The organism is Ensifer sp. SL37, assembly GCF_026672675.1.
GTDB classification, from domain to species: domain Bacteria; phylum Pseudomonadota; class Alphaproteobacteria; order Rhizobiales; family Rhizobiaceae; genus Ensifer; species Ensifer adhaerens.
On record NZ_JAPPRN010000003.1, the window covers coordinates 17,585 to 43,538 of the forward strand.

General features: G+C 58.5%; 16 protein-coding genes and 6 pseudogenes. 11 read left to right on the forward strand and 11 right to left on the reverse strand.

Translation table 11 applies throughout. The features are described 5' to 3' along the window. Positions 1–20: 20 nt before the first annotated feature. The 4 genes and pseudogenes from OVA00_RS11105 to OVA00_RS11120 form a co-directional block, all read left to right on the forward strand. A pseudogene (locus tag OVA00_RS11105) lies at positions 21–614 on the forward strand (IS630 family transposase); the annotation flags it as partial. 292 nt (positions 615–906) lie between these two features. Beyond that, positions 907–1,770: a tyrosine-type recombinase/integrase gene (locus OVA00_RS11110; RefSeq protein ID WP_268088550.1), complete on the forward strand. Its 864-nt coding sequence runs from the start codon at positions 907–909 to the stop codon at positions 1,768–1,770. 4 nt (positions 1,771–1,774) lie between these two features. Continuing rightward, positions 1,775–2,962 carry an IS91 family transposase gene (locus tag OVA00_RS11115; RefSeq protein ID WP_268088891.1) on the forward strand — a complete coding sequence of 396 codons (1,188 nt, stop codon included), beginning with the start codon at positions 1,775–1,777 and terminating at the stop codon, positions 2,960–2,962. A gap of 1,027 nt (positions 2,963–3,989) precedes the next feature. Further along, positions 3,990–4,184, forward strand: a pseudogene (locus OVA00_RS11120) (transposase); the annotation flags it as partial. A gap of 1 nt (position 4,185) precedes the next feature. Here OVA00_RS11120 and OVA00_RS11125 read toward each other — a convergent pair. The 5 genes and pseudogenes from OVA00_RS11125 to OVA00_RS11145 form a co-directional block, all read right to left on the reverse strand. Next, positions 4,186–4,309 (reverse strand): annotated as a pseudogene (locus OVA00_RS11125) (IS66-like element accessory protein TnpA); the annotation flags it as partial. Between the two features lie 339 nt (positions 4,310–4,648). Beyond that, positions 4,649–5,863 carry a plasmid replication protein RepC gene (gene repC / locus OVA00_RS11130; RefSeq protein WP_268088892.1) on the reverse strand — a complete coding sequence of 405 codons (1,215 nt, stop codon included), beginning with the start codon at positions 5,861–5,863 and terminating at the stop codon, positions 4,649–4,651. Positions 5,864–6,017: 154 nt separating this feature from the next. Beyond that, entirely contained in the window at positions 6,018–7,037 is a 1,020-nt protein-coding gene (gene repB, locus OVA00_RS11135; protein WP_268088893.1) for a plasmid partitioning protein RepB, read from the reverse strand. 3 nt (positions 7,038–7,040) lie between these two features. Continuing rightward, positions 7,041–8,243 carry a plasmid partitioning protein RepA gene (repA, locus tag OVA00_RS11140; protein ID WP_268088894.1) on the reverse strand — a complete coding sequence of 401 codons (1,203 nt, stop codon included), beginning with the start codon at positions 8,241–8,243 and terminating at the stop codon, positions 7,041–7,043. A gap of 278 nt (positions 8,244–8,521) precedes the next feature. After that, positions 8,522–8,893 (reverse strand): DUF736 family protein, encoded by a 372-nt coding sequence (locus tag OVA00_RS11145; RefSeq protein WP_268088895.1) that lies wholly within the window; start codon positions 8,891–8,893, stop codon positions 8,522–8,524. 813 nt (positions 8,894–9,706) lie between these two features. Here OVA00_RS11145 and OVA00_RS11150 point away from each other — a divergent pair. The 4 genes from OVA00_RS11150 (at position 9,707) to OVA00_RS11165 (ending at position 14,073) form a co-directional block, all read left to right on the forward strand. Beyond that, positions 9,707–10,570 carry a transposase gene (locus OVA00_RS11150; protein WP_268088896.1) on the forward strand — a complete coding sequence of 288 codons (864 nt, stop codon included), beginning with the start codon at positions 9,707–9,709 and terminating at the stop codon, positions 10,568–10,570. Between the two features lie 264 nt (positions 10,571–10,834). Further along, positions 10,835–11,878, forward strand: coding sequence for a transposase family protein (locus OVA00_RS11155; RefSeq protein WP_268088897.1), 1,044 nt, complete (start codon positions 10,835–10,837; stop codon positions 11,876–11,878). A 174-nt stretch (positions 11,879–12,052) separates the two neighbouring features. Further along, positions 12,053–12,886 (forward strand): TniB family NTP-binding protein, encoded by an 834-nt coding sequence (locus OVA00_RS11160; protein WP_268088898.1) that lies wholly within the window; start codon positions 12,053–12,055, stop codon positions 12,884–12,886. Continuing rightward, on the forward strand, positions 12,886–14,073 hold the full coding sequence (locus OVA00_RS11165) for a TniQ family protein (RefSeq protein WP_268088968.1): 1,188 nt from the start codon (positions 12,886–12,888) through the stop codon (positions 14,071–14,073). The genes OVA00_RS11160 and OVA00_RS11165 overlap by 1 nt, the downstream gene beginning before the upstream one ends. Before the next feature lie 271 nt (positions 14,074–14,344). On the opposite strand, the gene OVA00_RS11170 is transcribed toward OVA00_RS11165, so the two are convergent. The 3 genes and pseudogenes from OVA00_RS11170 to OVA00_RS11180 all read right to left on the reverse strand — a co-directional run. Next, on the reverse strand, positions 14,345–15,532 hold the full coding sequence (locus tag OVA00_RS11170) for an IS91 family transposase (protein WP_268088899.1): 1,188 nt from the start codon (positions 15,530–15,532) through the stop codon (positions 14,345–14,347). Between the two features lie 4 nt (positions 15,533–15,536). After that, positions 15,537–16,400: a tyrosine-type recombinase/integrase gene (locus tag OVA00_RS11175; RefSeq protein WP_268088550.1), complete on the reverse strand. Its 864-nt coding sequence runs from the start codon at positions 16,398–16,400 to the stop codon at positions 15,537–15,539. Positions 16,401–16,554: 154 nt separating this feature from the next. Next, positions 16,555–18,009, reverse strand: a pseudogene (locus OVA00_RS11180) (transposase); the annotation flags it as partial. 35 nt (positions 18,010–18,044) lie between these two features. Between OVA00_RS11180 and OVA00_RS11185 the strand changes: the two are divergent. Both OVA00_RS11185 and OVA00_RS11190 read left to right on the forward strand, forming a co-directional pair. Next, positions 18,045–18,512 (forward strand): recombinase family protein, encoded by a 468-nt coding sequence (locus OVA00_RS11185; protein WP_268088901.1) that lies wholly within the window; start codon positions 18,045–18,047, stop codon positions 18,510–18,512. After that, a complete protein-coding gene (locus tag OVA00_RS11190; RefSeq protein WP_268088902.1) occupies positions 18,509–19,870 on the forward strand; it encodes a hypothetical protein in 1,362 nt (453 codons plus the stop codon). Before OVA00_RS11185 ends, OVA00_RS11190 begins: the two co-directional genes overlap by 4 nt. A 54-nt stretch (positions 19,871–19,924) precedes the next feature. Here the strand turns inward: OVA00_RS11190 and OVA00_RS11195 are convergent, their stop codons facing one another. Next, complete coding sequence (locus tag OVA00_RS11195) at positions 19,925–20,302, reverse strand: transposase (protein WP_442780491.1); 378 nt, start codon at positions 20,300–20,302, stop codon at positions 19,925–19,927. 126 nt (positions 20,303–20,428) lie between these two features. Further along, positions 20,429–20,584: pseudogene (locus tag OVA00_RS11200) on the reverse strand (IS110 family transposase); the annotation flags it as partial. Between the two features lie 364 nt (positions 20,585–20,948). Between OVA00_RS11200 and OVA00_RS11205 the strand changes: the two are divergent. Next, positions 20,949–25,370: a hypothetical protein gene (locus tag OVA00_RS11205; RefSeq protein ID WP_268088903.1), complete on the forward strand. Its 4,422-nt coding sequence runs from the start codon at positions 20,949–20,951 to the stop codon at positions 25,368–25,370. Positions 25,371–25,661: 291 nt separating this feature from the next. On the opposite strand, the pseudogene OVA00_RS11210 reads toward OVA00_RS11205, so the two are convergent. Next, positions 25,662–25,877 (reverse strand): annotated as a pseudogene (locus OVA00_RS11210) (IS66 family transposase); the annotation flags it as partial. Between the last annotated feature and the right edge of the window lie 77 nt (positions 25,878–25,954).

Consider the following 25,954-nt stretch of genomic DNA (forward strand, 5'->3'; position numbering starts at 1 on the left):
ACCCATTTCCGACCATAGCTCAGCGGCCGGTGGTGTGCTTCGACGAAAGCCCGACCCAGCTCATCGGCGAGGTGCGCCAGCCGATCCCGGCCGAACCCGGAAGGCCGCAACGCTACGACTGCGAGTACAAACGCAATGGCACTGCCAACCTGTTCGTCTTCCTCGACGCGCACCGATCCTGGCGCAAGGTGAAAGTCACCGAACGGCGTACGGCCGAGGACTTCGCCCACTGCATGCGCGATCTCGTCGATGTCCATTATCCCGAGGCCGCCTGCATCCGCGTGGTGCTCGACAATCTGTCGACCCACACACCCGCTGCGCTCTACCAGGCCCTGCCTACCGATGAGGCGCGCCGAAGCCTCAGAAGGCTGGAATTCCACTACACGCCCAAGCACGCCAGCTGGCTTAACATGGTCGAGATCGAAATCGGCGTCCTGCGCGGCCAATGCCTCAACCGCCGCATCGAAAGCCGCGACCGCCTCGTCGACGAGGTTGCAGCCTGGGAACGCCGACGCAACGCCAGTGGTGCCCGCATCAAATGGATGTTCTCTACCGAGAAGGCCCGCGTCAAGCTGGCCAAAGCCTACCCAAAACCAACGGCCAAAGAATCATAACCTCTGTGCAGAGCTACTAGGATACACTGAAGTATGGCGGCGATCTGAGTTCGATCCGATCCTAAAATCGACGCTTGATAAAATCGGCTTGAAGAAGGTCTTCTAACCCTCCCTTGCGGCAGTCTATTCCCGCTTCTTTCGCTAGCGTTGTTCAGCGGGCAACCAACGCGATGCCCTCTAGAAAAGATTGAACTAAGCCGCTAGTCGCGGCAATTGGTGGCCTCTTTGAGAGATGTCTCCTGTCTGAGAGGATTTGGGTGTTGCAAACCCACCCTTCAGACAGGAGATCCAGATGGCCGAGATGAGCCCTCTGCGTCGCCGGATGATCGAGGACATGACGGTCCGCAATCTTTCTCCGGCCACGCAGCAATCCTATCTTTATGCAGTCGCAAAGTTTAGCCGCCATTTCGGCCGATCACCGGCTCGGCTCGGCCTGGACGAGGTCCACGCCTTCCAGGTTCACCTTGTGTCGACGGGCATCTCCTGGTCCGGATTGAACCAGATCGTCTGCGCCCTCCGGTTCCTCTATGGCGTGACGCTCGGCCAGAATACGATCCCGGAGCATATTCCGTATGCGCGCGAGCCACGCCAGTTGCCGGTTGTTCTTTCGAGCGACGAGGTGGTCGACTTTCTGCAAGCCGTCTCCAGCTTGAAGGCGCGGGTGGCTCTGACAACGGCTTATGCCGCCGGCCTGAGGGTTTCGGAGGTCTGTGGTCTTCGCGCCAACGATATCGACAGCTCAAGGATGGTGATCCACATCACGCGTGGCAAAGGCGGCAAAGCCCGCTACGTCATGCTGTCGCCGGAACTGCTCGGGATCCTGCGCAGCTATTGGCGGTTGGCGCGGCCCAAGGACATTGTGTTTCCTGGGCGCGATCCAGACAAGCCGATCGCGCCGTCGGTGCTGCATTCCGCCTGCCGTTCGGCGGTTGCGGCGGCGGGTCTTTCCAAGCACGTCACCGTCCATACGTTGCGGCATTCCTTTGCCACTCACCTGCTCGAGAACGGGACCGATATCCGCATCATCCAGGTCCTGCTCGGTCACGCCCACCTCTCCACGACAGCGCGCTATACGCAGGTCTCTACCGACACGATCCGGTCGACGGCCAGTCCGCTCGATCGGTTACGACTGGAGGTGACACCGCCGGAATCGTGATCGGTTGCGTCCCACCTTCGAAGTCGCCGACATCTTTCGGCGACATGGGAGCTCCTACAGACGTGAGAACGCCGGTCATCTTGGCCGCGGCAAACGACGCGTCATGGGCGCGATCGAAGCCTGCCGGACGCCGAGGCTCGGCGGTCACGTCGATGCCTGCGACGATTGCGGCAGGACCCGCATCTCCTATAATTCCTGCCGCAATCGCCATTGCCCGAAGTGCGAAGGCGCGGCCCGCAAGGAGTGGGTCGCTGCACGCGTCGCCGATCTGTTGCCGGTCCCGTACTTTCATGTGGTCTTCACGCTCCCACCGGGCATCGCCGAGATCGCTTTCCACAACAAGGCGGTCGTCTATGCATTGCTGATGCGCATCGTGGCCCAGACGCTGCAGACCGTTGCCGCCGATCCCAAGCGGCTGGGCGCCGAGATCGGCATCGTCGCCGTGCTTCACACCTGGGGCCAGGCCATGACCCATCATCCCCATGTTCATTGCGTCGTGCCCGGCGGCGGTCTCTCGCCCGACAGAGCTAGGTGGGTGGCATGCCGGCCGGGCTTCTTTCTGCCCGTGCGCGTACTGTCGCGGCTGTTTCGGCGGCTCTTTCTGACGGCCCTTGCTAGAGCCTTCGCTCACGGTGAACTCCGCTTCTCCAACGAACTCAGCCATCTCAACGATGACGAGGCGTTCACCCGCCATCTCGCGCGTGCGCGCCGCGTCGAATGGGTCGTCTATTCGAAGCCACCGTTCGGCGGCCCCGACCAGGTGCTCGCCTATCTCTACCGCTACACCCATCGTGTTGCCATCGCCAACAGCCGCATCGTCGAGGTCGATGATGACCACGTTGCCTTCCGATGGAAGGATTACCGTGGCAAGGGTCGCGACCGCGAGAAGATCATGCGCCTTGACCCGCACGAGTTCATCCGGCGTTTTCTTCTACACGTGCTCCCGGACGGCTTCCACCGCATGCGCCACTTCGGCTTTCTCGCCAATAGCCACCGACGGGATCGTATCGGCCTCTGCAGGCAGATCCTCGATCAACCATCATCAGCAGGGGAGCGGTCGCAGGCAGGCAAATCACAGCCCGGGCAATCCCACGAATGCCCTGACTGCCGGCGTCCCATGCGTAGGACAGGAATCACTGTTGCGCCTGTTTCGCCGCCCCGGCCATCATCTTTCTGGTGCGATACATCATGAACTCCGACAATCCGCACCCCCTCCCATATGCCCACAAAACCAAGCGCCGCGCCGGCGCGCGATACCGCGTGGCCCTGGCCACACCGAAAGACCGACAGTGTGCATTGAGAGCGCAAAAATCGCTTCCTATCGTCCGGCAAGCTGCTCGCGAAGGTCGCCAGATCACCACAAAAATCGGCGGTGCGATTGCCGTCCACGACGAATCCGCTATCGTCATCAAGCGGCGTGCTTTACTATTCCCATAACGGCGCCAAACAACCCGCGCCTTACTTCAATCCGGCTTATGTGAGGTCGCTCGAGCTCGCCGCGACGACGGATGCGACCTCACATAACCCTCCAGATTCACACTATGTGGCCCGACATACGCTATTGAGTACCCTTCTCCCAGCGCTGTTCTCATGAACCCGTTCGCCCCGACGAGATCTGTTCTGACGACGCTATCTCCCGTGAGGGAACTGATTTGGTAATTTGCCCGTAGCCACGAGCTTGCCCGCTCGGACAAAGCAAAGATCTCCCACAGGCGCTCTGCCGTCCTTTGGATGCGAAAATCAGCGCTCTGCGCGGTTTGCAAGGCAGAGCTACTTTGCGGGAACGGCGTATCTGCCTGCGCCTTGGTCAAATCTTTCGAGTGAGCCATGATCCTCCCCTATGCATTTTTCTGACATGCACCGCAGCGGTACCGCTATTGATTGCAGGCGTGAGCCTTAGACTAAGACTAGCCCGCCCTCTGCGCAGGGCTTCTGCTTCGGGTGATTGAAGAGAGGGTTGCATCTCACGGCGTGAATTGCCAACATAGATAGTAATGACTTTCCGCTCCATCGTTTGGTGGTTAACGCCAACCATAGTCCGGGTCACGCAGTTGGGGTTGCAAGCTGCTCACCTCGCCGGCCATCAGTGGCGTCGTTTTCAGATGAGCTTGTCGAACGGCGCTGCGCCCAACAGCAATCTGCCCGCCCCTTTAGACCGGCATTTTTAGCCAGATTGATAAATAGCGATCAATACGCCACGCGCGCGAAACACGTCTAGCATTACAGTTGCATTTTGGTTTTCACATCCGACCTATCTGAAGGTGCGCGAGGGCGGGCGTATCGTGTCGGTGGCGGCAATAATCGCGGTGGCGGTCAATACGGACGGGAAAAGGGAAATCGTCGGACTGCACATCGGTCCTTCCGAAGCCGAGCCGTTCTGGACGAGCTTCCTGCGCGATCTGGTGCGCCGGGGCCGATGCTCACGAAGGGCTCAAGGCTTTCCGCCACGATCCGCGCCTTCACAGCATCCGGCCAACGCCGGTTTCCGCGGCGCGGCTACGACAACTTCGTAGCGCCCAACAAATCCATCAGCTGCCATGCAAATCTCCAGATAGTCCTGGAAACCTTCTCGCACGCCCGGCCAGCCTCAAAATACAGCCTATCCAATGGGGCGGAGACGGCGCTTACCATAGACCCGGCTGATGAAACCGAAAAGCGGCCGCAAGGGGCCGCTTGCTTCCTCCGATATTCTCGGCGCCATCTATGCGCGCTTTTGGACAGCCACCAACATTCTTCTTCAGTTCACTGCGCCAGGTGTAGATTTTGCTGCCGCGTCACATCGTGCCGACGAGCCACCTCCGTCACCGTAGCGCCAGAAAAGTTGGAGTTAGGATGACGGAAATTTCGGCGGTTCCGGCTTGCAGCCCCACCTAGCGCATCACCCTGCCCGCATCGGGCGCCCCGGGTTTGCTTTCATCAAGGCCATCAGCACCGGACCAAGCGAAAACTCTCCTCGCCGTGTTTTTGCGGTGAGATTGCGCCGATAGCCGCCGGCGGAATTGATGTGCCCTGCCCGTTCGAGGATGCAGGCCATCGTCGCGGCGGCGTTTTCCGGCCCCATCACGTCGCAGGCCTCCTGGTAGGCGCTAGGGCTGACGCCGAGCATCGAGCGCACCACCACGGCGGCCGCCATCAGGTCGCGCCAGCTCGAAACCGCGCCACCTGGCCCATACATCGCGATCTCGGGGCAGGCCTGCAGCACCATTCCCAACGGAAACGCCTTCAGCGGCTTACGCCGGCGGTCCAGTTTTGGCTCGGCTTTCGCCCCCACCTCCTCTCCAGAGCTAGGTTCAAGTTCATGGATAGATTCGGGATTTGAATTCTGTATGTGACGCTCAAAATGAGCATCATTGGTGCTCAAATTTTCGAAATCTTGCTGAATTTCCAGCCGGTTGATGATTTCCTCACGCAACATCTCCATTTCTTCGAGGATTGGGGCTATATCCGCGTGCGTCGGCGTACGGGGGATGCGGCCGGTCAGCTCGAGGAATAACTCCTCGATGCGTCCCCAGTCGCCGGCAGCCCCTTCTTCGATTGCCGCCGAGATCAGCTTGCGGACATCGCGGCGGCAGATGGTGAGCGCTTCCTTCGCCTTGCGCAGGCGGGCGCGATCGGCGGCGACCTGCTGGGTCAATCGCGCGAGCTCATCGGCGCGAGCGAGCAATGGCGCCAGGTCGAAGCCGAAAGCATCGTCGATGTCCCCTGCTCCGTTCTTCCGCGCGAAACGCTTGCCGTTGGCGCTGTCGCGGCGGACGATCAGTCCGGCCTCCACCAGCGCGGCGAGGTGCCGGCGAAGCGTCGCGTGGGCGATGCCGTGCGCACGCACGGAGAGCTGCGCGTTCGACGGGAACACGATCAGGCTGGCGGTCGCGCTCAGTTCTGCCTCCGGATAGAAGCTGAGAAGCGCGTTCAAAACTGCAAGCGCACGATCCTGCAGGCCGAGAAACGCCCTTGCCTCGCAGGCATCACGAAAAATCTTCCACTTGTCGGCGGCCCTCGTCGGGCGCGCCTCTGCGGTTCGGATCTGCTGGCGCACGAGCGCAAGCGATACCGGCCGCCGCCCAAAGGGCGTCGTCACATTTCCGGTCTGCATTTTTCTTCACCTTTCATAAGGCAAAAGAAATCCGCTCACCAAAACGGCGCCAAAGACTCTTGACTAAGATTCGTGGAAATGTGATTCTCAGGTTGCAACATCCGAGAAGGGCTTCCACGATGGCGACGTTTGGGGGGCCTTTTTCTTTTGCGGGTCAGTCTCCTTTGCCCATTTCGGACTGCCGGAATTCGTCATAAAGCGCGGCAAGCCGGTCTTCGACAAATGAGCCAAATCTCGGGTCGACCGATTTATCGAAAGTGAGGCTAAGCTTGTCACTGGTCTCGTGAATTCTAACTGGCCGCATGCCGTTGTTCACTGTCCAGACAGCAGACCTTGCGTTTTCTTTTACGGGGCGAAGCCGATCATAGATCGCTTCAAAGCGCGAATCCGACGAAAGGGCTGCGAATTCGGGTTTTCTACTCATGTTAAGAGCGGTGGATTTATTCTCTGCGTGTTCAAGAAATGCAGCCAACTCAGCCCATCTCATCCGCCCGAAGCTCGGTGCTGAACCAATGGCCTCAATGAGCTCGATTGGAAACTGCTTCACGAGCGCGATCATGCGCGACAAGTTCGCTTTGTCGATACTGAGAGCGGACGTTATTAGGCTTCGCTCGAAGCCGCGGTCTTCGAGCCGCGCGGCGAAGACCGCGCGCTCGATAAACGTCAGGTCCTGGCGTGAGCTATTTTCCTGCCCCTGACTGACGATAAGTTGCTCATCAGTAAGGTTCTTCACAACGGCCTTTACCGGAATGCCTAAACGGCGAATGACGACGAGACGCCGATGACCATAAGCGGCCTGAAATCGTCCTTCATTCTCGGGATGTGGCCGAACTAGGATGGGTACTAACTGTCCGTCTGTACGAATCTGCAGTTCGAGGCCGTCCAGTTCCTCTGCACTCATCCCAAGGCGATCGGCCACGAATGAGCTATCGACCAGATTCGGATCTAGGTCGACAACCTGTTGACCGGAGGCAAGCGCTTTTTCGAGCGCGTCTGCCCGGTGTGCTTTGTCGTTAATGCTATTGAGTGATTGCGAAATGACCCCGACCGCGCTCGCTCGATTAAGCGGCTTTTCAAAACTCGCTAGCGGACGATTTGCCGATAGAGGTGCGGGCGCCTGGTCATCAACCGCTGCATCCGGACCAGCAATGTTAAAGACGTTCTTACGAGACATGGATTACTTTCTCCCCCAGGTCTGCTTGATCAGTTGCTCGATCTCGGCATTAACGGCAGTGAGAGATTCCAGAGCGCGTTCATACGTTCCCCGGGTAAATTGGTTCCGTTCAACTTCGTAAAGTGTCTGCTTTGTCAGGCCGGCGTCTGAGACGGCGGTTGACTTCACCATGGCGTTCTCAAGGACACGATTTCCGAAGATCGAACGCATAAATCCCGTCATCTGCGCTTGCGGGCCATCATTTGGCTCGTAGCGGGTGACCAGATAACGCAACCAATCGTACTCCATGGATCCGCCTGCATTCTCCACCACCTCCAGCAAATCACCGGTCATCTGGAGGAATTGGGACATCGACATGACGTCGAGCATTTGCGGGTGAACCGTAATGAGCACGGCTGTCGCTGCGCAAAGAGCAGAGAGGGTGAGAAAGCCCAACTGAGGTGGGCAATCTATCACGACTACGTCATACGCACTTTCGATATCGGCTAAGCTGAGCCCTACCCTCGCGAAGAACATTGAGTCGTGGGCTTGGCGATTCACCAACGCCTTGGGCGTCTCGTGCTCGAACTCCATGAGTTCAAGATTGCCCGGAACGATGTGGAGACCGGGGGTGTAAGTTGCTCGAACGATCTCGGTGATGTCGCGCCGGTGCTCGTCGTATCGGATGGCGCCGTAGAAGGTTTCGTTTTCGCCGACGTCCAGTTCGGGTTGGTGGCCGAAGAGCGCGGAAAGGGAGGCCTGTGGATCAAGGTCAATCGCGAGAACGCGATAGCCACGCAACGCGAGATATTGAGCGAGATGCGCAGAGGTTGTTGTCTTTCCTGATCCGCCTTTGAAATTCATGACGGATATGACTTGCAGCTTTTCAGTGGCTCGACGGTGTCGAACGTACTTGCCGGCACCACCCTTCGCTCCATCGTCCAACACTCTACGCAGTTGGTCGAGATCCTCAACGCTGTACATCCTGCGGCCATTCGGAAGCGGTGCGGGTCCATATCCCTCCGCAATTATCTGGCGTAGGTAACCCTGGTGAATGCCAATAAAGTCAGCAGCCTCAGCAGGCGTAAACAGGCGAATTGACTTCCGAGCCGAAGGCGGGAAGGTTCTTTGCTGGTGAGCCCTGAGTTGTCTGCCAAGTTCCTCGGCATCTGCCGTAATAAGGGAGCGCAGACTATTGGTACTGGTTTGGCGGACTGTGTTTTGCATTGAACCCTCGGAGGCAATCAGCGCTTACGCGACGAAAAACATTAGATATGCGCTGATATCTATGTAGCCCGATTCCCACGAGATTGGCAAAAGCTTTTTTACTACTAAAACGTTAACGCTCGGGGGCGCTTGAACCCATCCGGTTGCGCAAAGTCGGCTGATATCTTCCGGGACGTTTTGGTCGTTGTACGTGTACAACAGATCCGATTTTCGAGAGCTCTGTTGTACACGTAACAACGCATATCGTGCTCCAGTCGACGCGCTCCGGGTGGAGCGCGTCATGGTCCGGACAAACAATAGTCAAGTTTGACGACCGCCAACTTTCGCCAGTCACCGCGCCCGCGGCTAGAACAAACGCAACTGCTCGGTCTTTTCGCTGTCGAAGCGGCCGAGGTTGGCGTTTTTCCGTATCCGGTGCTGACGGAGAGGCTGAAGTATTTGCCTCCGTTCTGGTTTTCCTTTTCCCAGATACCGCCGATCTCGACGCGGCGGCCGCGGGGGGATTTGGCGAAGAGGCGGTAGACGGGCGCCTTCGGGTTGGTGCTTTGGTATGCCTCGCCGAAGATGTCGAGGTCGTAGGCCATTGAGGCGATGTTGCCGGCAAGATTGCCGTCTTCTTCGAACCGGATGAAGTTGACGAGATCGGTCATGGCAGTATCTCCTTTGTTTGCGTTGCCGATGGTCACGCACAGGCGGCCGGAAGACGGGCGGATTGAACCCGAAGGGGCGTAGCGAATGCGGAGCGCCGCCTACAACGGGGAATTTGTCTCGCGAGGAATGGCGCATGCCAGGGGAAATTCGTCGATGTTGGCGGTTGCTGTCCGGGCGGCCGGCCGCAGTGACCCATCGACTGGGGCAGCGCAAGCCAAGGGGATACGGGGGACTGGCGGTTTCTTCCTGTCCGCCTCGAGCACGACAAGCTCGCCCGGCAACATTATCTCCATCGGCGTTGTTCGCTGGCATCCTGAGAAAGCCATGACACACCTATAGGCAAGTCTCCGGTCTACCGGCTCTTTGCAAAGACGCGCCGCGGCCGCGTCAAGATCGGCGATGCGTTACGGAAGGCAGACGATGGCAGAACCAAGTCACGCTAAGCCTCGACACCGGATACCGGAAGGGTCAACGCGATGTCGATCCTTGAGGATCCGTTTGATGACGATCGCGAGCGGTTGCGTCCGGATGCGATTGACCGACAACCACGGCTGACGGGCAGGGGTCTAGTCGCGATCCGCGTCGTCTGCAGAACCAAACCAGAAAGAGAAAAAGGGGGCGGGCAGGGGTGCGCGAGGGGGAAGGGAACATGGGCAAATGCGCTAACTTAAGGGCTGGACGACCTGAATCTGTCTGTGATTGATAAGGTAGATGCGAACGACTGATTCCATCGACCCTGATTGGTCATTGGCGCGACAGCGCGTACATCCAGGGCGCTTGTGCGGCGACGCGGTGTTGGTGACGCCGAGACCTTGCTGCGGCTGGCATTGGCTTACGGGCCTGGCGGCATGAGCTTGCGCTCTGCCGCGGCCTGGGCTGGTCTGAATGACGTGGCGTCGATTTCCGATGTTGCCCTTCTGAAGCGATTGCGCGGATCGGTCGATTGGCTGGGGGACATCGCCGGAGCGCTGCTCCGCAATGCTTCAGACGCGGCACGCACCACAGCTGCGCGCCGCCTACGTATTGTTGATGGTAGTTCCATCTCGCAGCCCGGCAGCACTGGCACGGATTTCCGGCTTCATGCGACATATGAGCCCGCTCTCGCCCGCTTCACGCATCTGGAATTCACTGATGTTCACGGTGGCGAAAGCTTTTCACGCGTGCCGATCGATCCGGGCGACATCGTTCTTGGCGATCGCGCCTATGCTCGCGCTCCGGCGCTCCATAAAGTCGTGTCCGCCGGGGCGGACTTCATCGTGCGTATGGCCTGGTCCAATGTCAGGCTCACGTCGCTCGATGGCCGGTTGATTGACTGGAATACAATTTATAGCACGATGATGCCCGGTGACGTTTGCGAACAAGAGGTGCGGGTCGAATATTCCGGCCCCGGCTGCAAACACCGCGGCAAACCGCTGTTTCATGCCCGGCTCATTGTCCGGCGGAAAGACGAGGAAGCGACGGCTCGCGCAGAAAAGGCCGCCCGCCGCCGACATCAAAAACGCGCAGATGGCAAAGCAATGCATCCATTGACGGTTGCTACGTCAGGGTTTCTGCTTCTGCTGACGTCGATATCGGCCAACGAGATGACCGCCCATGACGTTTTGGAAACCTATCGGCTGCGCTGGCAGGTCGAGATCGCCTTCAAACGTGTCGATTCCAGAAGACGACTTCAATGAGTGCTGAGAGTTTTCAATCGGTTACCGGATCAGCGCTGCCGCGGTTGTTCAAAAGACGCTTTCAGTAAACCAGTTTTTTACCAGTAGTCGTGTTCAGTGGCCGGCATGGTAACCTCCTGTTCAGCAGCCGATATCCGAGCCAGAATTCGCGCGATCAAGTCCGATCAGGCAGTCAGGCGCAGGCATGGCGGCGCTCGCAGCAAGGCCGCCCGGCGTCTGCAGGCAGCGGCGGGACAGACGCCGGAAACGACAAGACCCATGGAGGTGCTGCAGATCGACCATACGCCCGTCGATATCATCCTCGTCGACGAAACCTTCCGCCAGCCGCTCGGACGCCCTTACCTGACAGTGGCGATCGACGTTTACAGCCGCTGCATTGCGGGTTTTCTGCTGTCATTCGATCCACCGTCTGCGACAAGCGTCGGCCTTTGCATCGCACATGCGGCATCCGCGAAGGATAGCTATCTCCGGGCGCTTGGCATTGACGATCATGAATGGCCCGTCTCGGGCATCCCTGGTGGGCTCTATGTCGACAACGCTGCCGAGTTCCACTCGGAGGCCCTGACGCGGGGTTGCGAGCAGCACGGCATCGCGCTGAACTACCGCCCGGTGGCAACACCGCATTATGGCGGTATTGTCGAGCGTCTGATCGGTACGTTGATGCAAATGATCCACGAAGTTGCCGGTACGACATTTTCCAATCCGGCCGAGCGCGGCGACTACGACAGTGACGGCCAAGCTTGCATGACACTGGCCGAATTGGAGCAGTGGATGGCATTGGCGATTGTAGGGCGATATCACGATGACTTGCATGGCGGGCTCCTCGAACCGCCGATCGCACGATGGCGGCGTGGCGTGTCGGTTATTGGCGCACCGCGATCCATCACGCAGTCGCAAGCATTCCTGGTCGACTTCCTCCCGGTCCTTCGTCGTCGGGTTACCCGCGAGGGCTTTCGGCTCGACCACATCAGCTATTTCAGCAACGCATTGCATCCATGGATCGCAGAGCGTGATCGGCTGGGGCTTTTCATGATCCGGCGCGACCCGCGAGATCTTTCGCGTATATTTGCGCTCGATCAGGCCGGACAATTCTATGTCGAGGTTCCATGCGCGAGGCTCGATCGGCTAAGCATCACCCTATTTGAGCATCGGCAGGCCGTCGCCCGGCTGAAGGCTGAAGGACGCTCGCATGTCGATGAGGATTCCATTTTCCGTGCCGTGGGGAAACAACGAGAATTGGCCCGCGCAGCCGCTGCAGCTCGGCCCGGCGTAAACTTGCCCGGATCGCTGGAAACAGCCGTCCTCTGAATCAACCCGAACACGTGGAGTTGGAAGGAAACGCCGAGCCGCCGATCGTCGTGACCACGCTCTATCCGGCGACAAAATGGTGACAAGCGTAAAAGAAGGCCTCCCAAACCAGACAATCGACGCAGCGTCAGAACTTGATGACGCCCTGCGGCTCGACCTTTTGGCGGGCGCTCAATGGTCGATCGGCTACGATCGGGCACAGGACGCGCTGCGACGGTTCGAATACCTTCTGCAGTACGGGCCGGGGAAGCTTCGCCCGCCAAACGCCTTGCTGCTCAGCCCCACCAACAACGGCAAAAGCATGGTGGTCGAGAAATTCCGTCGAGATCATACGCCGGCTCCGCAGGAAGAGACCGATGCCGAGAATCTGCCGTTGTCGTCGTACAGATGCCGACCAATCCAACCATCAGCCGATTTTACGCCGCGCTTCTTGCCGAGCTCGGGGCGCCTGGCCCACGCGCCGGTGGAGGGGTTCGCAGTCATGACCTGGAACAGATGGCGCTGAATATCCTGCGCGCGGTCAACGCACGGGTGCTGGTGATCGACGAACTCCACAATATGCTGGCCGGATCGGCTTCTGCGCGCCGAGAGTTTTTGAACCTGCTGCGTTATCTGGGGAACGCACTTCGTATTCCCTTGATCGGAGTTGGCACACAAGAGGCCTATCTCGCCATTCGCACCGATCCACAGCTTGAAAACCGATTCGAGCCGATCATCCTTCCTCTGTGGGAGCCCGGATCAGAGACGGCGAAATTACTTATGAGCTTCGCTGCCTCCTTGCCACTGAGACGGTCCTCGCCTGACCTGTTGCGCCCCGATGTGATCAAACTGCTCCTGATAAGGACCGGAGGCACGATAGGGGAAATGCTTGCCTTACTGCGCGCGGCAGCAATTGCGGCGATCGAAACCGGTGACGAATCGATCAGCGAGCGCACGCTGCGCATCGCGGACTACAAAGGACCGGTGGAACGCCGCATCAGCATCGAGCGCCAGCTTGTTCCGGGTTGATGAAGCGGCTGCCGATCCATCCTCAACCTTTGCCGAATGAGGCGCTATCCTCGTGGATCTATCGTCTGGCAGATTCTTACGGCTTGCCATCATCGACATTCATGGAGCGAGCTTTCGGCTACGCCCATCTATCTGACCAACAGCTCGACCTTGCGCCTCCGGCCGATCTACTCATGGCGCTCGCCGAGCGGACCCGGGTATCGACCAGCAGACTTCATTCGATGACACTGGCCGGGTACACGCCGCTCGTCCTCGATTCGGTAGCGCCGGCAGAGGGTGTATTCGCAACCTACATCAGTCAGTTTCCATCCTTTGCTTCTGTCGAGAAGCGGTTCGGGCGCGCAATATGCCGGCTTAATGAAGGGGACTGGTTACCGTGGATACCGGGATTCTCGCGCGAGCAGCCACCCATTTGCCGGAAATGCGTGGCGCAAGATTCAATCCCGTATCGGCGGATATACTGGTGTGCGGCCTGGATGACGTGCTGCCCCGATCATCATGAAATGCTGGAAGCCCAGTTCTTCCAACCGGGCATCAGGCGCGAAAATCTTTATGCTTTCACACCTCCCCGCGCCGCGTCGAGGGAAGTTGTGGCTCTCGACAGGTTGACCCTGCAGGCCGTCACCGGAGGCAGCGTCTTGCTGCCGCACGGTCGCGTGATCAGTGCCGTGGTCTGGATGCGGGCGCTACGCAGCCTCATCGACGAACTAATTCGTCCCGTATACACCTTAGCTCGCTCGAAACAGATCATTGTTCGCGCATGGAAAGCTGCCGGGATGTCCTTGCACGAGGGTCTGGGCCTAGTCCGCGTTTTTGAAATCATGTCGGCGGAACAAAGAGAAAGGGCATTTGCGGTGGCGGCGGCGGCCGTCGATCGTCTGCTGGAGGGTAGTCTCGATACCCGACCCGCCAACGTCAAATACTGGTCGATGTCGACCATCTTCGACCCGCCGCCAAAGCACCCCGAGGAAGATCTTCTTTCTCGCCCACCGCCGGGGCGCGCACACACCCAGCCAGCCCCCGCTAAGACGTGGGGGGAGCTATGGGAGGCGGCTGTCGCTGCCGCGAAACGCAGTCCACTCGAGGCGTATCATCTTCGTCAACTGATGATCTGGAATCTGGAGGGTTATGTGAGGTCGCATCCGTCGTCGCGGCGAGCTCGAGCGACCTCACATAAGCCGGATTGAAGTAAGGCGCGGGTTGTTTGGCGCCGTTATGGGAATAGTAAAGCACGCCGCTTGATGCCGATAGCGGATTCGTCGTGGACGGCAATCGCACCGCCGATTTTTGTGGTGATCTGGCGACCTTCGCGAGCAGCTTGCCGGACGATAGGAAGCGATTTTTGCGCTCTCAATGCACACTGTCGGTCTTTCGGTGTGGCCAGGGCCACGCGGTATCGCGCGCCGGCGCGGCGCTTGGTTTTGTGGGCATATGGGAGGGGGTGCGGATTGTCGGAGTTCATGATGTATCGCACCAGAAAGATGATGGCCGGGGCGGCGAAACAGGCGCAACAGTGATTCCTGTCCTACGCATGGGACGCCGGCAGTCAGGGCATTCGTAGGATTGCCCGGGCTGTGATTTGCCTGCCTGCGACCGCTCCCCTGCTGATGATGGTTGATCGAGGATCTGCCTGCAGAGGCCGATACGATCCCGTCGGTGGCTATTGGCGAGAAAGCCGAAGTGGCGCATGCGGTGGAAGCCGTCCGGGAGCACGTGTAGAAGAAAACGCCGGATGAACTCGTGCGGGTCAAGGCGCATGATCTTCTCGCGGTCGCGACCCTTGCCACGGTAATCCTTCCATCGGAAGGCAACGTGGTCATCATCGACCTCGACGATGCGGCTGTTGGCGATGGCAACACGATGGGTGTAGCGGCCGAGATAGGCGAGCACCTGGTCGGGGCCGCCGAACGGTGGCTTCGAATAGACGACCCATTCGACGCGGCGCGCACGCGCGAGATGGCGGGTGAACGCCTCGTCATCGTTGAGATGGCTGAGTTCGTTGGAGAAGCGGAGTTCACCGTGAGCGAAGGCTCTAGCAAGGGCCGTCAGAAAGAGCCGCCGAAACAGCCGCGACAGTACGCGCACGGGCAGAAAGAAGCCCGGCCGGCATGCCACCCACCTAGCTCTGTCGGGCGAGAGACCGCCGCCGGGCACGACGCAATGAACATGGGGATGATGGGTCATGGCCTGGCCCCAGGTGTGAAGCACGGCGACGATGCCGATCTCGGCGCCCAGCCGCTTGGGATCGGCGGCAACGGTCTGCAGCGTCTGGGCCACGATGCGCATCAGCAATGCATAGACGACCGCCTTGTTGTGGAAAGCGATCTCGGCGATGCCCGGTGGGAGCGTGAAGACCACATGAAAGTACGGGACCGGCAACAGATCGGCGACGCGTGCAGCGACCCACTCCTTGCGGGCCGCGCCTTCGCACTTCGGGCAATGGCGATTGCGGCAGGAATTATAGGAGATGCGGGTCCTGCCGCAATCGTCGCAGGCATCGACGTGACCGCCGAGCCTCGGCGTCCGGCAGGCTTCGATCGCGCCCATGACGCGTCGTTCGCCGCGGCCAAGATGACCGGCGTTCTCACGTCTGTAGGAGCTCCCATGTCGCCGAAAGATGTCGGCGACTTCGAAGGTGGGACGCAACCGATCACGATTCCGGCGGTGTCACCTCCAGTCGTAACCGATCGAGCGGACTGGCCGTCGACCGGATCGTGTCGGTAGAGACCTGCGTATAGCGCGCTGTCGTGGAGAGGTGGGCGTGACCGAGCAGGACCTGGATGATGCGGATATCGGTCCCGTTCTCGAGCAGGTGAGTGGCAAAGGAATGCCGCAACGTATGGACGGTGACGTGCTTGGAAAGACCCGCCGCCGCAACCGCCGAACGGCAGGCGGAATGCAGCACCGACGGCGCGATCGGCTTGTCTGGATCGCGCCCAGGAAACACAATGTCCTTGGGCCGCGCCAACCGCCAATAGCTGCGCAGGATCCCGAGCAGTTCCGGCGACAGCATGACGTAGCGGGCTTTGCCGCCTTTGCCACGCGTGATGTGGATCACCATCCTTGAGCTGTCGATATCGTTGGCGCGAAGACCACAGACCTCCGAAACCCTCAGGCCGGCGGCATAAGCCGTTGTCAGAGCCACCCGCGCCTTCAAGCTGGAGACGGCTTGCAGAAAGTCGACCACCTCGTCGCTCGAAAGAACAACCGGCAACTGGCGTGGCTCGCGCGCATACGGAATATGCTCCGGGATCGTATTCTGGCCGAGCGTCACGCCATAGAGGAACCGGAGGGCGCAGACGATCTGGTTCAATCCGGACCAGGAGATGCCCGTCGACACAAGGTGAACCTGGAAGGCGTGGACCTCGTCCAGGCCGAGCCGAGCCGGTGATCGGCCGAAATGGCGGCTAAACTTTGCGACTGCATAAAGATAGGATTGCTGCGTGGCCGGAGAAAGATTGCGGACCGTCATGTCCTCGATCATCCGGCGACGCAGAGGGCTCATCTCGGCCATCTGGATCTCCTGTCTGAAGGGTGGGTTTGCAACACCCAAATCCTCTCAGACAGGAGACATCTCTCAAAGAGGCCACCAATTGCCGCGACTAGCGGCTTAGTTCAATCTACCGGAAGCGAAGATCGGGTAGGCGCAGGATACGTGTAAAAACCGGTCACAAGGGTATTTCGAAGGGCAGAGGTGCCGGGGCGAGCGGCTTTGGGATATCCTGCATATCGATTGAGTATTTCCCGAAGCGCCTGATTTTCGCGCGGGCATAGGGGCTGAGGGAGGCGGCCAGCTCTGGCGTGACCGGCAGGCCGTCGGCGGCCATGGAATTGATGACGTCGGTCAGGTCGGCGACATTGGACAGCATGATGGCGTTGGCGACGAGGCTCGCATATTTGACCTGCTTTTCCTGTTCGACGGGATCACCGCTCTTGATGACTGGTCCGCCGAAGGTAATCCAATCGAGAAAGTCGTTGAAGGATTCGATCTTGGTCGTTTCAGCCCGGATAGAGCGCCGGACCTGCGGATCGGAGATATAGCGCAATAGAAAAAGTGTTCTTTCCACACGACCGAGCTCCCGGAAGGCCTGGTAGAGCCGGTTTTTGCGGTTGTGTGAGCTGAGTTTTCGCAGCAACATCGAGGGCAGCACCAGACCGGCCTGAATGGAGAGGATCACTTGCATCATATCCTGCCAGTGCGTCTCGATCAGCCGCCAGTCGATCTCGCGGCCGAAGAGCGCGTCGATGTGCTGATAGGAGACCGACTTGTCGGGCCGATAGAAAGTCACGTCCGCCCAGTTTCGCATGCGCGGCATCAGCTTGATCCCAAGCAGGCGCGCCAGACCGAAGACCGGTTCGCTCTGGCCCTGGGTGTCGGCATGCAGGGTGTCCGGCTGCACGGTGGAACGTTTTTTCAGGAGCCCGTCGAGGATATGGATGGCCTCCCAGACACCGCAGGGAATGAAGGTGGTGAACAGCGCGACGTAATTGTCGGCGATATGGTGGTAGGCGATGCCACCGTAGGCGCCGTAGCGGATATGCTGGGAGCCCAGCAGATTGTTCTCGCGCAAGGGAATGTGAGTGCCGTCGGCGGTCGCGGCCTGACCGGCACCCCACAGTTTCGGCAGTTCGAAACGGTCATAGGCATTGATCAGGTCGGTCATGGCGGATTCGAGCTTGGCCGTGTCGATATGCTGGGCATTGAGCCGGCGCAGGGTGTCGGCGCTGGCGATACCGACGGCATGACGGGCAGTCTGAACCGGGCCGAGATTGCAGCCATAGCCGAACACGGTGAGGATATAGCGCTGAAGCGCCCTTGCCACCTTCGGGTCGGCTCCCGATGGCGGCTCGAAGTGGCAGGTGAAGGCAGTCCAACTGGTGCTATCCTTCAGAATATCAAGCAAATGCCGCTCGCGCATGCGGGCATGGATTTCGGCTTCGAAGATCATGAGACCCTCCGGCCGGTTGGATGCCTTCTGTTGCTTCAGGTGTGGTACGCCGCCAACATCGATGCTCAGTTCCGTATTTTCCGGGAAGCCGGCATCCACGGCGGCGGTGGCGGCCATCAGCTGCTCCTTCATCCACGCGGCAAATTCTTCCCCATAGCGCGGCAATCCAAGGTCGGCGACGCGAGGGCCGCCCCAGACTCAACGCCCTGATGACCCGCGCCCGCAACCGCGAACTCGATTGCGTCCTGGTCTGGAAGTTCGACCGTTTCGCCCGCTCAACACGCCATCTCCTGACGGCGCTCGAAGAATTCGACCATCTCGGCGTGCGTTTCATCAGCCTGCAGGACCAGATCGACACGGCAAGTCCCATGGGACGGGCGATGTTCACCATCATCGGCGCCATGGCCGAACTGGAATCATCCCTGATCAGCGAGCGCGTCACCGCCGGAATGCAGGCCGCCCGATCGCGGGGTAAACATCTCGGCCGGCCGAAGCTCAGCTCCCATCTGGTCGAGGAGATCAAGACCCTCGCTACCTCCACCGATCTCAGCGTCCGCAAAATACAGGAGACGATCGACGGTCGGGCCAGTCGGGGCCGCGTGGGTGAGATCGTCAGGCAAGCGCGATTACACAATCAAAACAGCATGCGCCCTTCGGCGCCAGAGGACCGTCCATGAACGCAAACCACTTCAACTTGAACGAACTCGTCAAATTCCTGGGCCGCGACGACTGGGCTCTACAGTTCGAGGAGGTGATGGGCGACCACTTCTGGCCCGTCATGGACGAATTCGGCCTCGATCACGAGGAGATCGATGAGGTGCTTGGGCCCCATTGGACAATGACCCTTTGGGGATGCGCCTTCGAGGATTTCCTCACCCAGGCCTTCGAGCCGGATGGCCGGACTTTCGTCGATATCTATCTCAAGAGCCGGGGTTTTAAGGAAACCGCCCGCAGCAAGACCTATCTGAAGGCGATCAGCACCTCCGTCATCAGCCTTTACGAGGTCAGCGAGATCGTGCCTTGCAAATCTTTTCTGGCGCGCGATCTCTTGCGCGGTGGCGACCCCGTGACCGTCAGCGAAGGCACCGCAACCCAGACCCTGCGGCAATGGGAGAAGATTGCCGCCCGCATCGTCCATGTCGGCGACACCAACGTCATAACCGGTGGCCTGCTGCCATATTCACCGGAAGCATCGGAAGCCCTGCTCGAAGGGCTGAAGGAAATGTCCGGCAAAAAGCGGTCGCGCAAAAAACTGATTCTTGATGACGACACCCTGCGCCTGGCAGCGCCACTGTTCACCCATGCCTGGCTGTTCGACACCTTGCCCAGGATGCTTGGCGACAACCAGGCGATCGTCTGCAACAGCGATGGCGACGATATCGTGTTTCATGAGGTGCGATTTCCCCTCGAAACCGGCATCACCGAAAAAGACATCGCCGAGCGCTTCGCCGGGCTCGTGGACCTGCGCCAGGAGAACCCGACGTTCTGGAACTGGCTCGGCCGACCGCCGGCCAGAGGCGCAGCCCGGCCCGGTCACCCGGACGCTCTGGTCGCCGGCGTCACCATGGAAGACGGCACGCCTGTCCTCGGCAGCCTCGAAGTCAAGGGACGTTTCCTCGTCCTTATGGTCAATTCCGCAGAGCGGGCACAAAGAGGCACCGAACGCCTGCAAAATATCCTCGGTAAAATGGTTCGTACGCCGCTCACCAGTATCCAGACCATCGAACAGTTGAAAGCCGTGCATCAGGGGACGAGGCCGTCAGCCGACGATATCCCGCCCGAAGTGGCGACGCCTCTCGTCCATGCCATGCTCGACAGGCAATATCGCGCCACCCTGGATGAACCCGTCGGCATGCTCGGCGATATCTCCCCGCGCGCCGCGGCCCGCACCAAAGCTGGTCGCCAAAAGGTCGCCGAATGGCTCAAATATCTCGAAATGCGGTCGTCGGCCGCGCCAGACCCGAACGATCCTATGGCAACCTACGATTTCGGGTGGATATGGAAAGAACTCAAAGTCGAAGACCTCAGACGATAGCCTTCAAAAACGCTTGTGACCGGTTTTTACACGTATCCTGCCCCTACCCGAAAATCAGTTGCCAAAGGTCATCGGCGGCGTCAAATTCACCGACGGTGTCGCCGAAACGACGACCCCTGACCATCGCGCCGCCTGATCGGCCTCGTCACCCATTTTCGGCCATAGCATCCATTCGATGCGGATCGCAATCAGGCGCTGCCGCTGAAGTGCTTCGAAAATCCTTTCAAGCACGCCTTGCTCGGCCCACCGGCAAAGCCGCGTGTGGATGGTGTGCCAATTGCCGTATTCTTTCGGCAAGCGCCGCCATTTGCAGCCGTTCTCGGCAATATAGAGCAACGCATTGAGCAATTGCCGGTTATCGATTTTCACGTTGCCGCGTTGCACCGGCAGAAGCGGAAATAGCAGCGCGTATTGCCAATCAGTCAGTTCCATCCAAACTTCATGGCCACCTTAACCTTTCATTAGTGTTAACGGGCCCTAGCTTAGCTAAGTCTAGCGTCGTAATCAGGATCCGTCTATGCCAGCCTCTTCTCTCGCCGCCCTGCCGACTTTGGCCCATCGCAGCGCGTTGACCAGTTCTGGTTCTGTGCGCTGATGGACGAGTCGTTCTCGAGCCCTAAACAGGATCTCCCGGCTCTGCTGATCCGCGGATTTTGGCTCCACGAAGCGCATTTCCAGTCGCTGGGCAGCAATTACGATAGCCTCCGCGTCTGTCGATGCGCAGGATTGCGAACGCCGTAGCCCGATATTTGGCTATATTAGTTCTCCATAACATTTACTGCAGTTAGTTTGCCTGTGAACATTGCGCGGAGCACACTTCGTGACGAACTTTGAACGCCCGGCCCGAACCCGAACAACCGCTTGATGTGGTTGTTCCGTCAGTCCCGCGGAATTGACGGACAAGCGCCGGCAATCGCAACCAGCTCGTCTGTCTGAATGAACGCAAAACTGCAGCATCGGCTGGCCCGGGATCTGAGACGCCTCAGAACGCGGCTTCCGCTCAGTGCTGAGTGCACGTTCAGTTTCAGGTTGGAAGACGCACTTCGCAGTGCAAACCCAGTCATCAATGAGAACATCCATGGTTGTGATATCTGCTGCTTCCCAGTCCGCCTACGTACCTGTTCAAGAGCCGCCGAACGATAGTAGTGCGCCGGTATCTTCCTCTGAAGGCAAGTCTGCTGCAATCAGGCAAGCGCGCGCAGCACCTGATACCGCTGTGCAATCGACTGCAAGCACGGTCCCGCCGGAAACAGCAGAACCGGAAAGCGAGCTGGATACGTTTGTGACGGCTTCGCATGGGTTTGTGACAGATCCGTTGCGCAAGTATTATGAGGGGCTGGATTCGACCGGCAAGCGAGAGCTGCTGCGACACCAGCTATATTTGACCCAGACCACGTTCGGCGCCAAAAGGATTTTGGCCCTGGGAGATCTAAAAGAAAAATTCCTGCAGGACGACGCGGCCACCAAGCTGAACAACAATACGCCGGAACAGCAGAAGTTCCTGACTGCGCGGCGTCAAATGACGCTTGATGTTCTTCAGAGTATATTCAAGAATAGGAAAAATTCCGAGGTCGTTGACGAAACCGTGAAGGCGGCCCGGAAGGCGCTGATTGATCATGAAGACCCCGATTTCTCGGTCGAATCGGATCTGGACTCCCTGAATTCAATTCAGAGGAAGGTTATCGAACGCATCGAGGACTATGATTCTGACGTTGGCGATGACATCGACGCCTACGATAAGGCAGATGTACAGGAAGCCCTCTCCAGGTTTTTTGCGCAGTCTCCCCTCAGCCCTCGAGACGCTGACGTTATCACGACCGGCCCCGAAGTGCGCACGCAGGCCTTTGGCGATGTTGGGTACTTGCCCTACCTTCTGTGCTTCAACGATAGCCAGGGGCCATTCCGGCGCACAAACATGACCGATTCAGCCCTCAACGCCGCCTACGAGATCGCGTTTAACTCAAAGGAACTACAGGGTTTCCGCGCTGAAGTGCGCGCTTTGGCCGATCGTCCATCGCAAGATGGCGGTACGCTGGAGGCGCGCCGAGAGTATCGGAACGCAACAGCGCTTGCCTTGCCAGTCTCTGCGTTCAAAACCGAGCCTTACATCAATGCCGAGCTGCAGAAGATCGACCCTGAACTTTTCGCTGTGACCGAGCTGAGTGGATATCAATCCAGCGAGCACTTTACCCAGGAGACCTTGAGCAATGGGGTCACCACCCTCGCGATAGCTGCGCAGGGAGCCGCCCAACACGCCGCGCAGACGACACTCGGGGCAGATTTTGACGGGATACAACCAGGCCAAGGCTCATTCCATTCCCAAAGGCCGGAGATGTCGCAGATCGATATTGGTTTTTTCAAGCAAGCGCTGCTTGCGCAAATACCGGACGAGCCGACTGAATTTCTTGATGATGCCGACAGATACGATCCGGTTTTCTCGAGCGGAAAGTCGACCTTCCGCAACCCACTTGGGGGATTTTACAACGTAACCGAACCACTGGCGCGGACGTACTCGTACCGCGCCAAAAACGGTGAACTGTTCATCTACAATCCCTGGCCCCCGGGCTATAAGGAGCGCCAGAAGCTGGGGCAACCCCCTCTATTGCAGAAAGTCAACGAGACCCCAGGCAACCAGGAATACAGTGATGGAGAAATCATGACGTATCTGGGCGAATCGTTGAACTATACCGGCAGGGATAATGTCGTCATCGTTCCCAAAAGAAAGCAAGCGACCGCCGCCAGCGTTGCGCAAAAACGAGGAGAGGTTGTCTTTCCTTTCGGCATGAGCGAAACAGTCAAGAAGGTGTGGAACCTAAACCTTTCTCCTCGCCACACGCAGGATGTCGACCAATTCTTCCAGAAGAATCGGGATGAACTGGTCGTCAATGTCAGCCAGTCTCTGGATGCCATTCCTGTGTTCACGACCATTGCTCAAGAAGGTGAGCTGAATTCCACTGAACAAAAGAGAATTCAGGGGTATTTGTACGAGTTCCTCGACGGAAAACGCAAAGCTCTCAGAGGCAGTGCCTCTGAGCTATCCCTATCCGGGCGCAAAGAAGTCCTCAATCCGAATACACTCTTTTTGCCAACAGGAGAAGATGAACAATTTTCCGGCATGCTGATCAATCTAAATCAGCAAAAAATTGCGGTCATACCGAAAGGTCTGAAGGCGCAGTTGGCTCTCTTTAAGAGCGAGCAGTTCAGAGAAATTTTCGCCGAAGGGATCGACGCCAAAACCAAAGGCGAGATGGCGTCGAAACTAAAGAAGATGGAGCAATACAACAGCGGCAAATATCTGACCAATCCGAGTGTATACCTTAAGGCCTTGGAGGCCCGCGGGGGCAAATTCTATCTCCCAATTGACCGCCCTACGGCAGATGAGGCGGATGCTTTGGAATACGATCTTCGTGATTACATTGCGTGGACGGCCTCAGGGCTTGTGTCTCCCAACGACGAGGATATCGATTCGATCGTAAAGATCGCGGATATCCTATCTGAGGCGCCACGCAAGTCGGGTGCCAAAGAAAAACTGGTTGATTTTACCCGCACTCTCTATTTGAACAAGATAAAGCAGAGTGCCACGGGCCAGAGCATCGACGAACTGAAGTCTAAAGATAGCAATCCGATCGTTTCCGACTGGAAGAATTTGCTGAAGAGCGACTGGGATTATAACACCACGTCGGCATGGGAAAAATCAACCAAAGACGCTTTGCGCGTGTTGCGACCAGCACTAACCGGAGCTGGCTATGCCTTGTCCGTAGGATTGTCGGTCGCTTTTCCCGGAGTGGCAGCTGGCGTAATTGCTGGCGTCGCGGCAACGGCGGTGACAGACATAGCAGCAGACGCCGCTGAACTTGCCGCGACGGATGACCTGGAGGAAAGAGACCGCTTGGCCAGGGGCATGGTTGAAAAATTCTACACCTCGATCGCAGCCGAGATGACGCTGGGAGGCGCGACGAAGGCCATCGCGGTCTTGGCCAAGCAGACAATTGGCCGGCTCGTACGAAAAAGCGCTTCGCAGATCGAGGGCGTTGGGCGAGAAGCCGATGTATCGCAATTGATCCGTGACATCGAGACAGCCGTTGACGCTGAAGTGAAGAATTTGCCTGTTGGGCCTAAATCCAAGGCAGCATTACGTGGCTCCCGGAAACCCGCAGCCAGTCGTCAAGCATCGGACCCGCAGCCAGTCGAAATTGGGTCTGAGCTAGCAGAATTGTTGGTGAAGTGTGCTGACAACAACGTTTCACAGCTTGTCTGGTCTGAAGTCTACAAGCAGTCATTTATGCACATGCTCGCGTCTAACCCTGAGGGGTTTAGCGGCGACTATAAGGCATTGTTGAAAGCTGTTCAGGGGAAAATCGCAGCGGAGGCCGCCAAGGGTGGTCGTATCAGCTTGGAACAGTCACGAAAGATACTTGATGCTGGCAATCGGATCGATGAATCCAAGATGGTTCAAGAGCTCCTCGATGCCGGTGTCATTCACAAGAATACGAACGGGGCGCTAACGAGCCTCATTGAAGATCGGGGCGCAGCCACATTCAACAGAGCTGAGACTGCCTCGCCGTCAGGTTCCCTTGACGGACAGCGGACAAGCCCAGCCCCTCGGAGGAATTCTGATAGTGTATTGGCGGAAGTTTCGGCCGACGTATCAGGCCTCAAATATGGGCTCGGAATCGGTGAGCCTGAAAGCCTGATCACCGAAAAGCACGTGAAAATGTGGAAAGCCGGCTTCAAGGGCTGGAAGCCAAAACAACTGCAAGACGTCGCGGATGTTCTCGACGAGCTTCAGGGCAAGAATCTGGATACGGTTGACGCCCAGGCTCTGCTGGTCAAGTTGGGAGAGAAGCTCAACGCGCTGTCTATACCGGCGGATCCGTCAAGCCGAGCGTTTCAGGAAAAAACCAGATTGCTGGCTACCATTGACTGGCACAAGCCGATGAGCTCGGATGAGATTGACGCCTATGTCACCGCGAACAGAACCTCCCTGTTTCCACCTGTGGCAGAGGGCGATCTCGCGGATCCGGCAGTTCGCCAAATGCGAGAAACCATACTCAAGAGAAAAATGAAAGAAGAGGGCTATTCGAGACATCGTCTTGAAATCTCAAGGGGACTTTCGCGCCGCGGCACGAGCTTTGATGATCGCCAATGGACCGGATTACGCCTCTGCCAAGAGGCGACCGCTGCCTTGGGCGGACCTGTCCGGGAGTATACGCCAGCAAACAGCGGCTCGAACATTACGACAAATCACTTCATTATCGACAACGGCAAAACGTGGCGCGATCCCACCTGGAAACAATTCTTCTCCGAAAGTGAGACGCTCGGCAAGCCGCCCATATTCAGCGGGACCGCAGAGCAGTTCCGTGGGATGGGGCTGGATCGAAATCGAACGGAGAACTACCTGAAACTGATCCGAAAAGGACGGGCTGCTGCACCGAAAAAGCGGGTCTGGGACCCTATCCAAGGGTGGCATGAGAGCAGCGGTAGAAAAGTCGGAGGGTAGCGGCGGAATAATCGTAAGAGCGGGTAGGCCATTCGAGTATTCCGGCCCCGGTTGCAAACAACGCGGCAAACCACTGTTTCATGCCCGGCTCGTTGTCCGGCGCAAAGACGAAGAGGCAACGGCTCGCGCAGAAAAAGTGGTCCCGGTAGGGACGATGGTTACCCATCGCCCCCCGGTCAGATCCGTACGTGCGGCACTACCGCACGAAATGTGGCCGGCCACATTTTATGCGGGAAATCTGCACGTCCGGATCTGTGAGGGGCGGGGCTCGGTAACGACCCCGCCTACTCGGCATCCTGCAAGCTGGATCGTTTCGTTGCTGCCGGTTTTCGCCCGCGTCTTGGCGAGACTGGTATAGGCCGAGTAGCCATCCACTTGCAGGATGCCGCTGAATCCGGCGAGATGACGCGTCACGCAATCCGCGCCTCTGCTGTCTTCAAAACGATAGGCCACCATCGGCGGACTGGTCCCACCATAGGGGCGATCGTCGCGCGCATAGGTCCATATGTGGACGGCTCCCAATTGCAAGCCTTTTTGCAGATATTTTGAGCGGATCGCTTGCTTCCATATGTGCGGCCTTTCGA

Excerpts from the sequence above, each read along its gene's own strand:
- OVA00_RS11110 (WP_268088550.1), top strand. The coding sequence starts at position 907 with ATGGCCGAGATGAGCCCTCTGCGTCGCCGGATGATCGAGGACATGACG.
- repC (WP_268088892.1), bottom strand. The coding sequence starts at position 5,863 with ATGCAGACCGGAAATGTGACGACGCCCTTTGGGCGGCGGCCGGTATCG.
- repB (WP_268088893.1), bottom strand. The coding sequence starts at position 7,037 with ATGTCTCGTAAGAACGTCTTTAACATTGCTGGTCCGGATGCAGCGGTT.
- repA (WP_268088894.1), bottom strand. The coding sequence starts at position 8,243 with ATGCAAAACACAGTCCGCCAAACCAGTACCAATAGTCTGCGCTCCCTT.
- OVA00_RS11145 (WP_268088895.1), bottom strand. The coding sequence starts at position 8,893 with ATGACCGATCTCGTCAACTTCATCCGGTTCGAAGAAGACGGCAATCTT.
- OVA00_RS11160 (WP_268088898.1), top strand. The coding sequence starts at position 12,053 with ATGGTCGATCGGCTACGATCGGGCACAGGACGCGCTGCGACGGTTCGA.
- OVA00_RS11165 (WP_268088968.1), top strand. The coding sequence starts at position 12,886 with ATGAAGCGGCTGCCGATCCATCCTCAACCTTTGCCGAATGAGGCGCTA.
- OVA00_RS11175 (WP_268088550.1), bottom strand. The coding sequence starts at position 16,400 with ATGGCCGAGATGAGCCCTCTGCGTCGCCGGATGATCGAGGACATGACG.
- OVA00_RS11185 (WP_268088901.1), top strand. The coding sequence starts at position 18,045 with ATGACCCGCGCCCGCAACCGCGAACTCGATTGCGTCCTGGTCTGGAAG.
- OVA00_RS11190 (WP_268088902.1), top strand. The coding sequence starts at position 18,509 with ATGAACGCAAACCACTTCAACTTGAACGAACTCGTCAAATTCCTGGGC.
- OVA00_RS11195 (WP_442780491.1), bottom strand. The coding sequence starts at position 20,302 with ATGGAACTGACTGATTGGCAATACGCGCTGCTATTTCCGCTTCTGCCG.
- OVA00_RS11205 (WP_268088903.1), top strand. The coding sequence starts at position 20,949 with ATGGTTGTGATATCTGCTGCTTCCCAGTCCGCCTACGTACCTGTTCAA.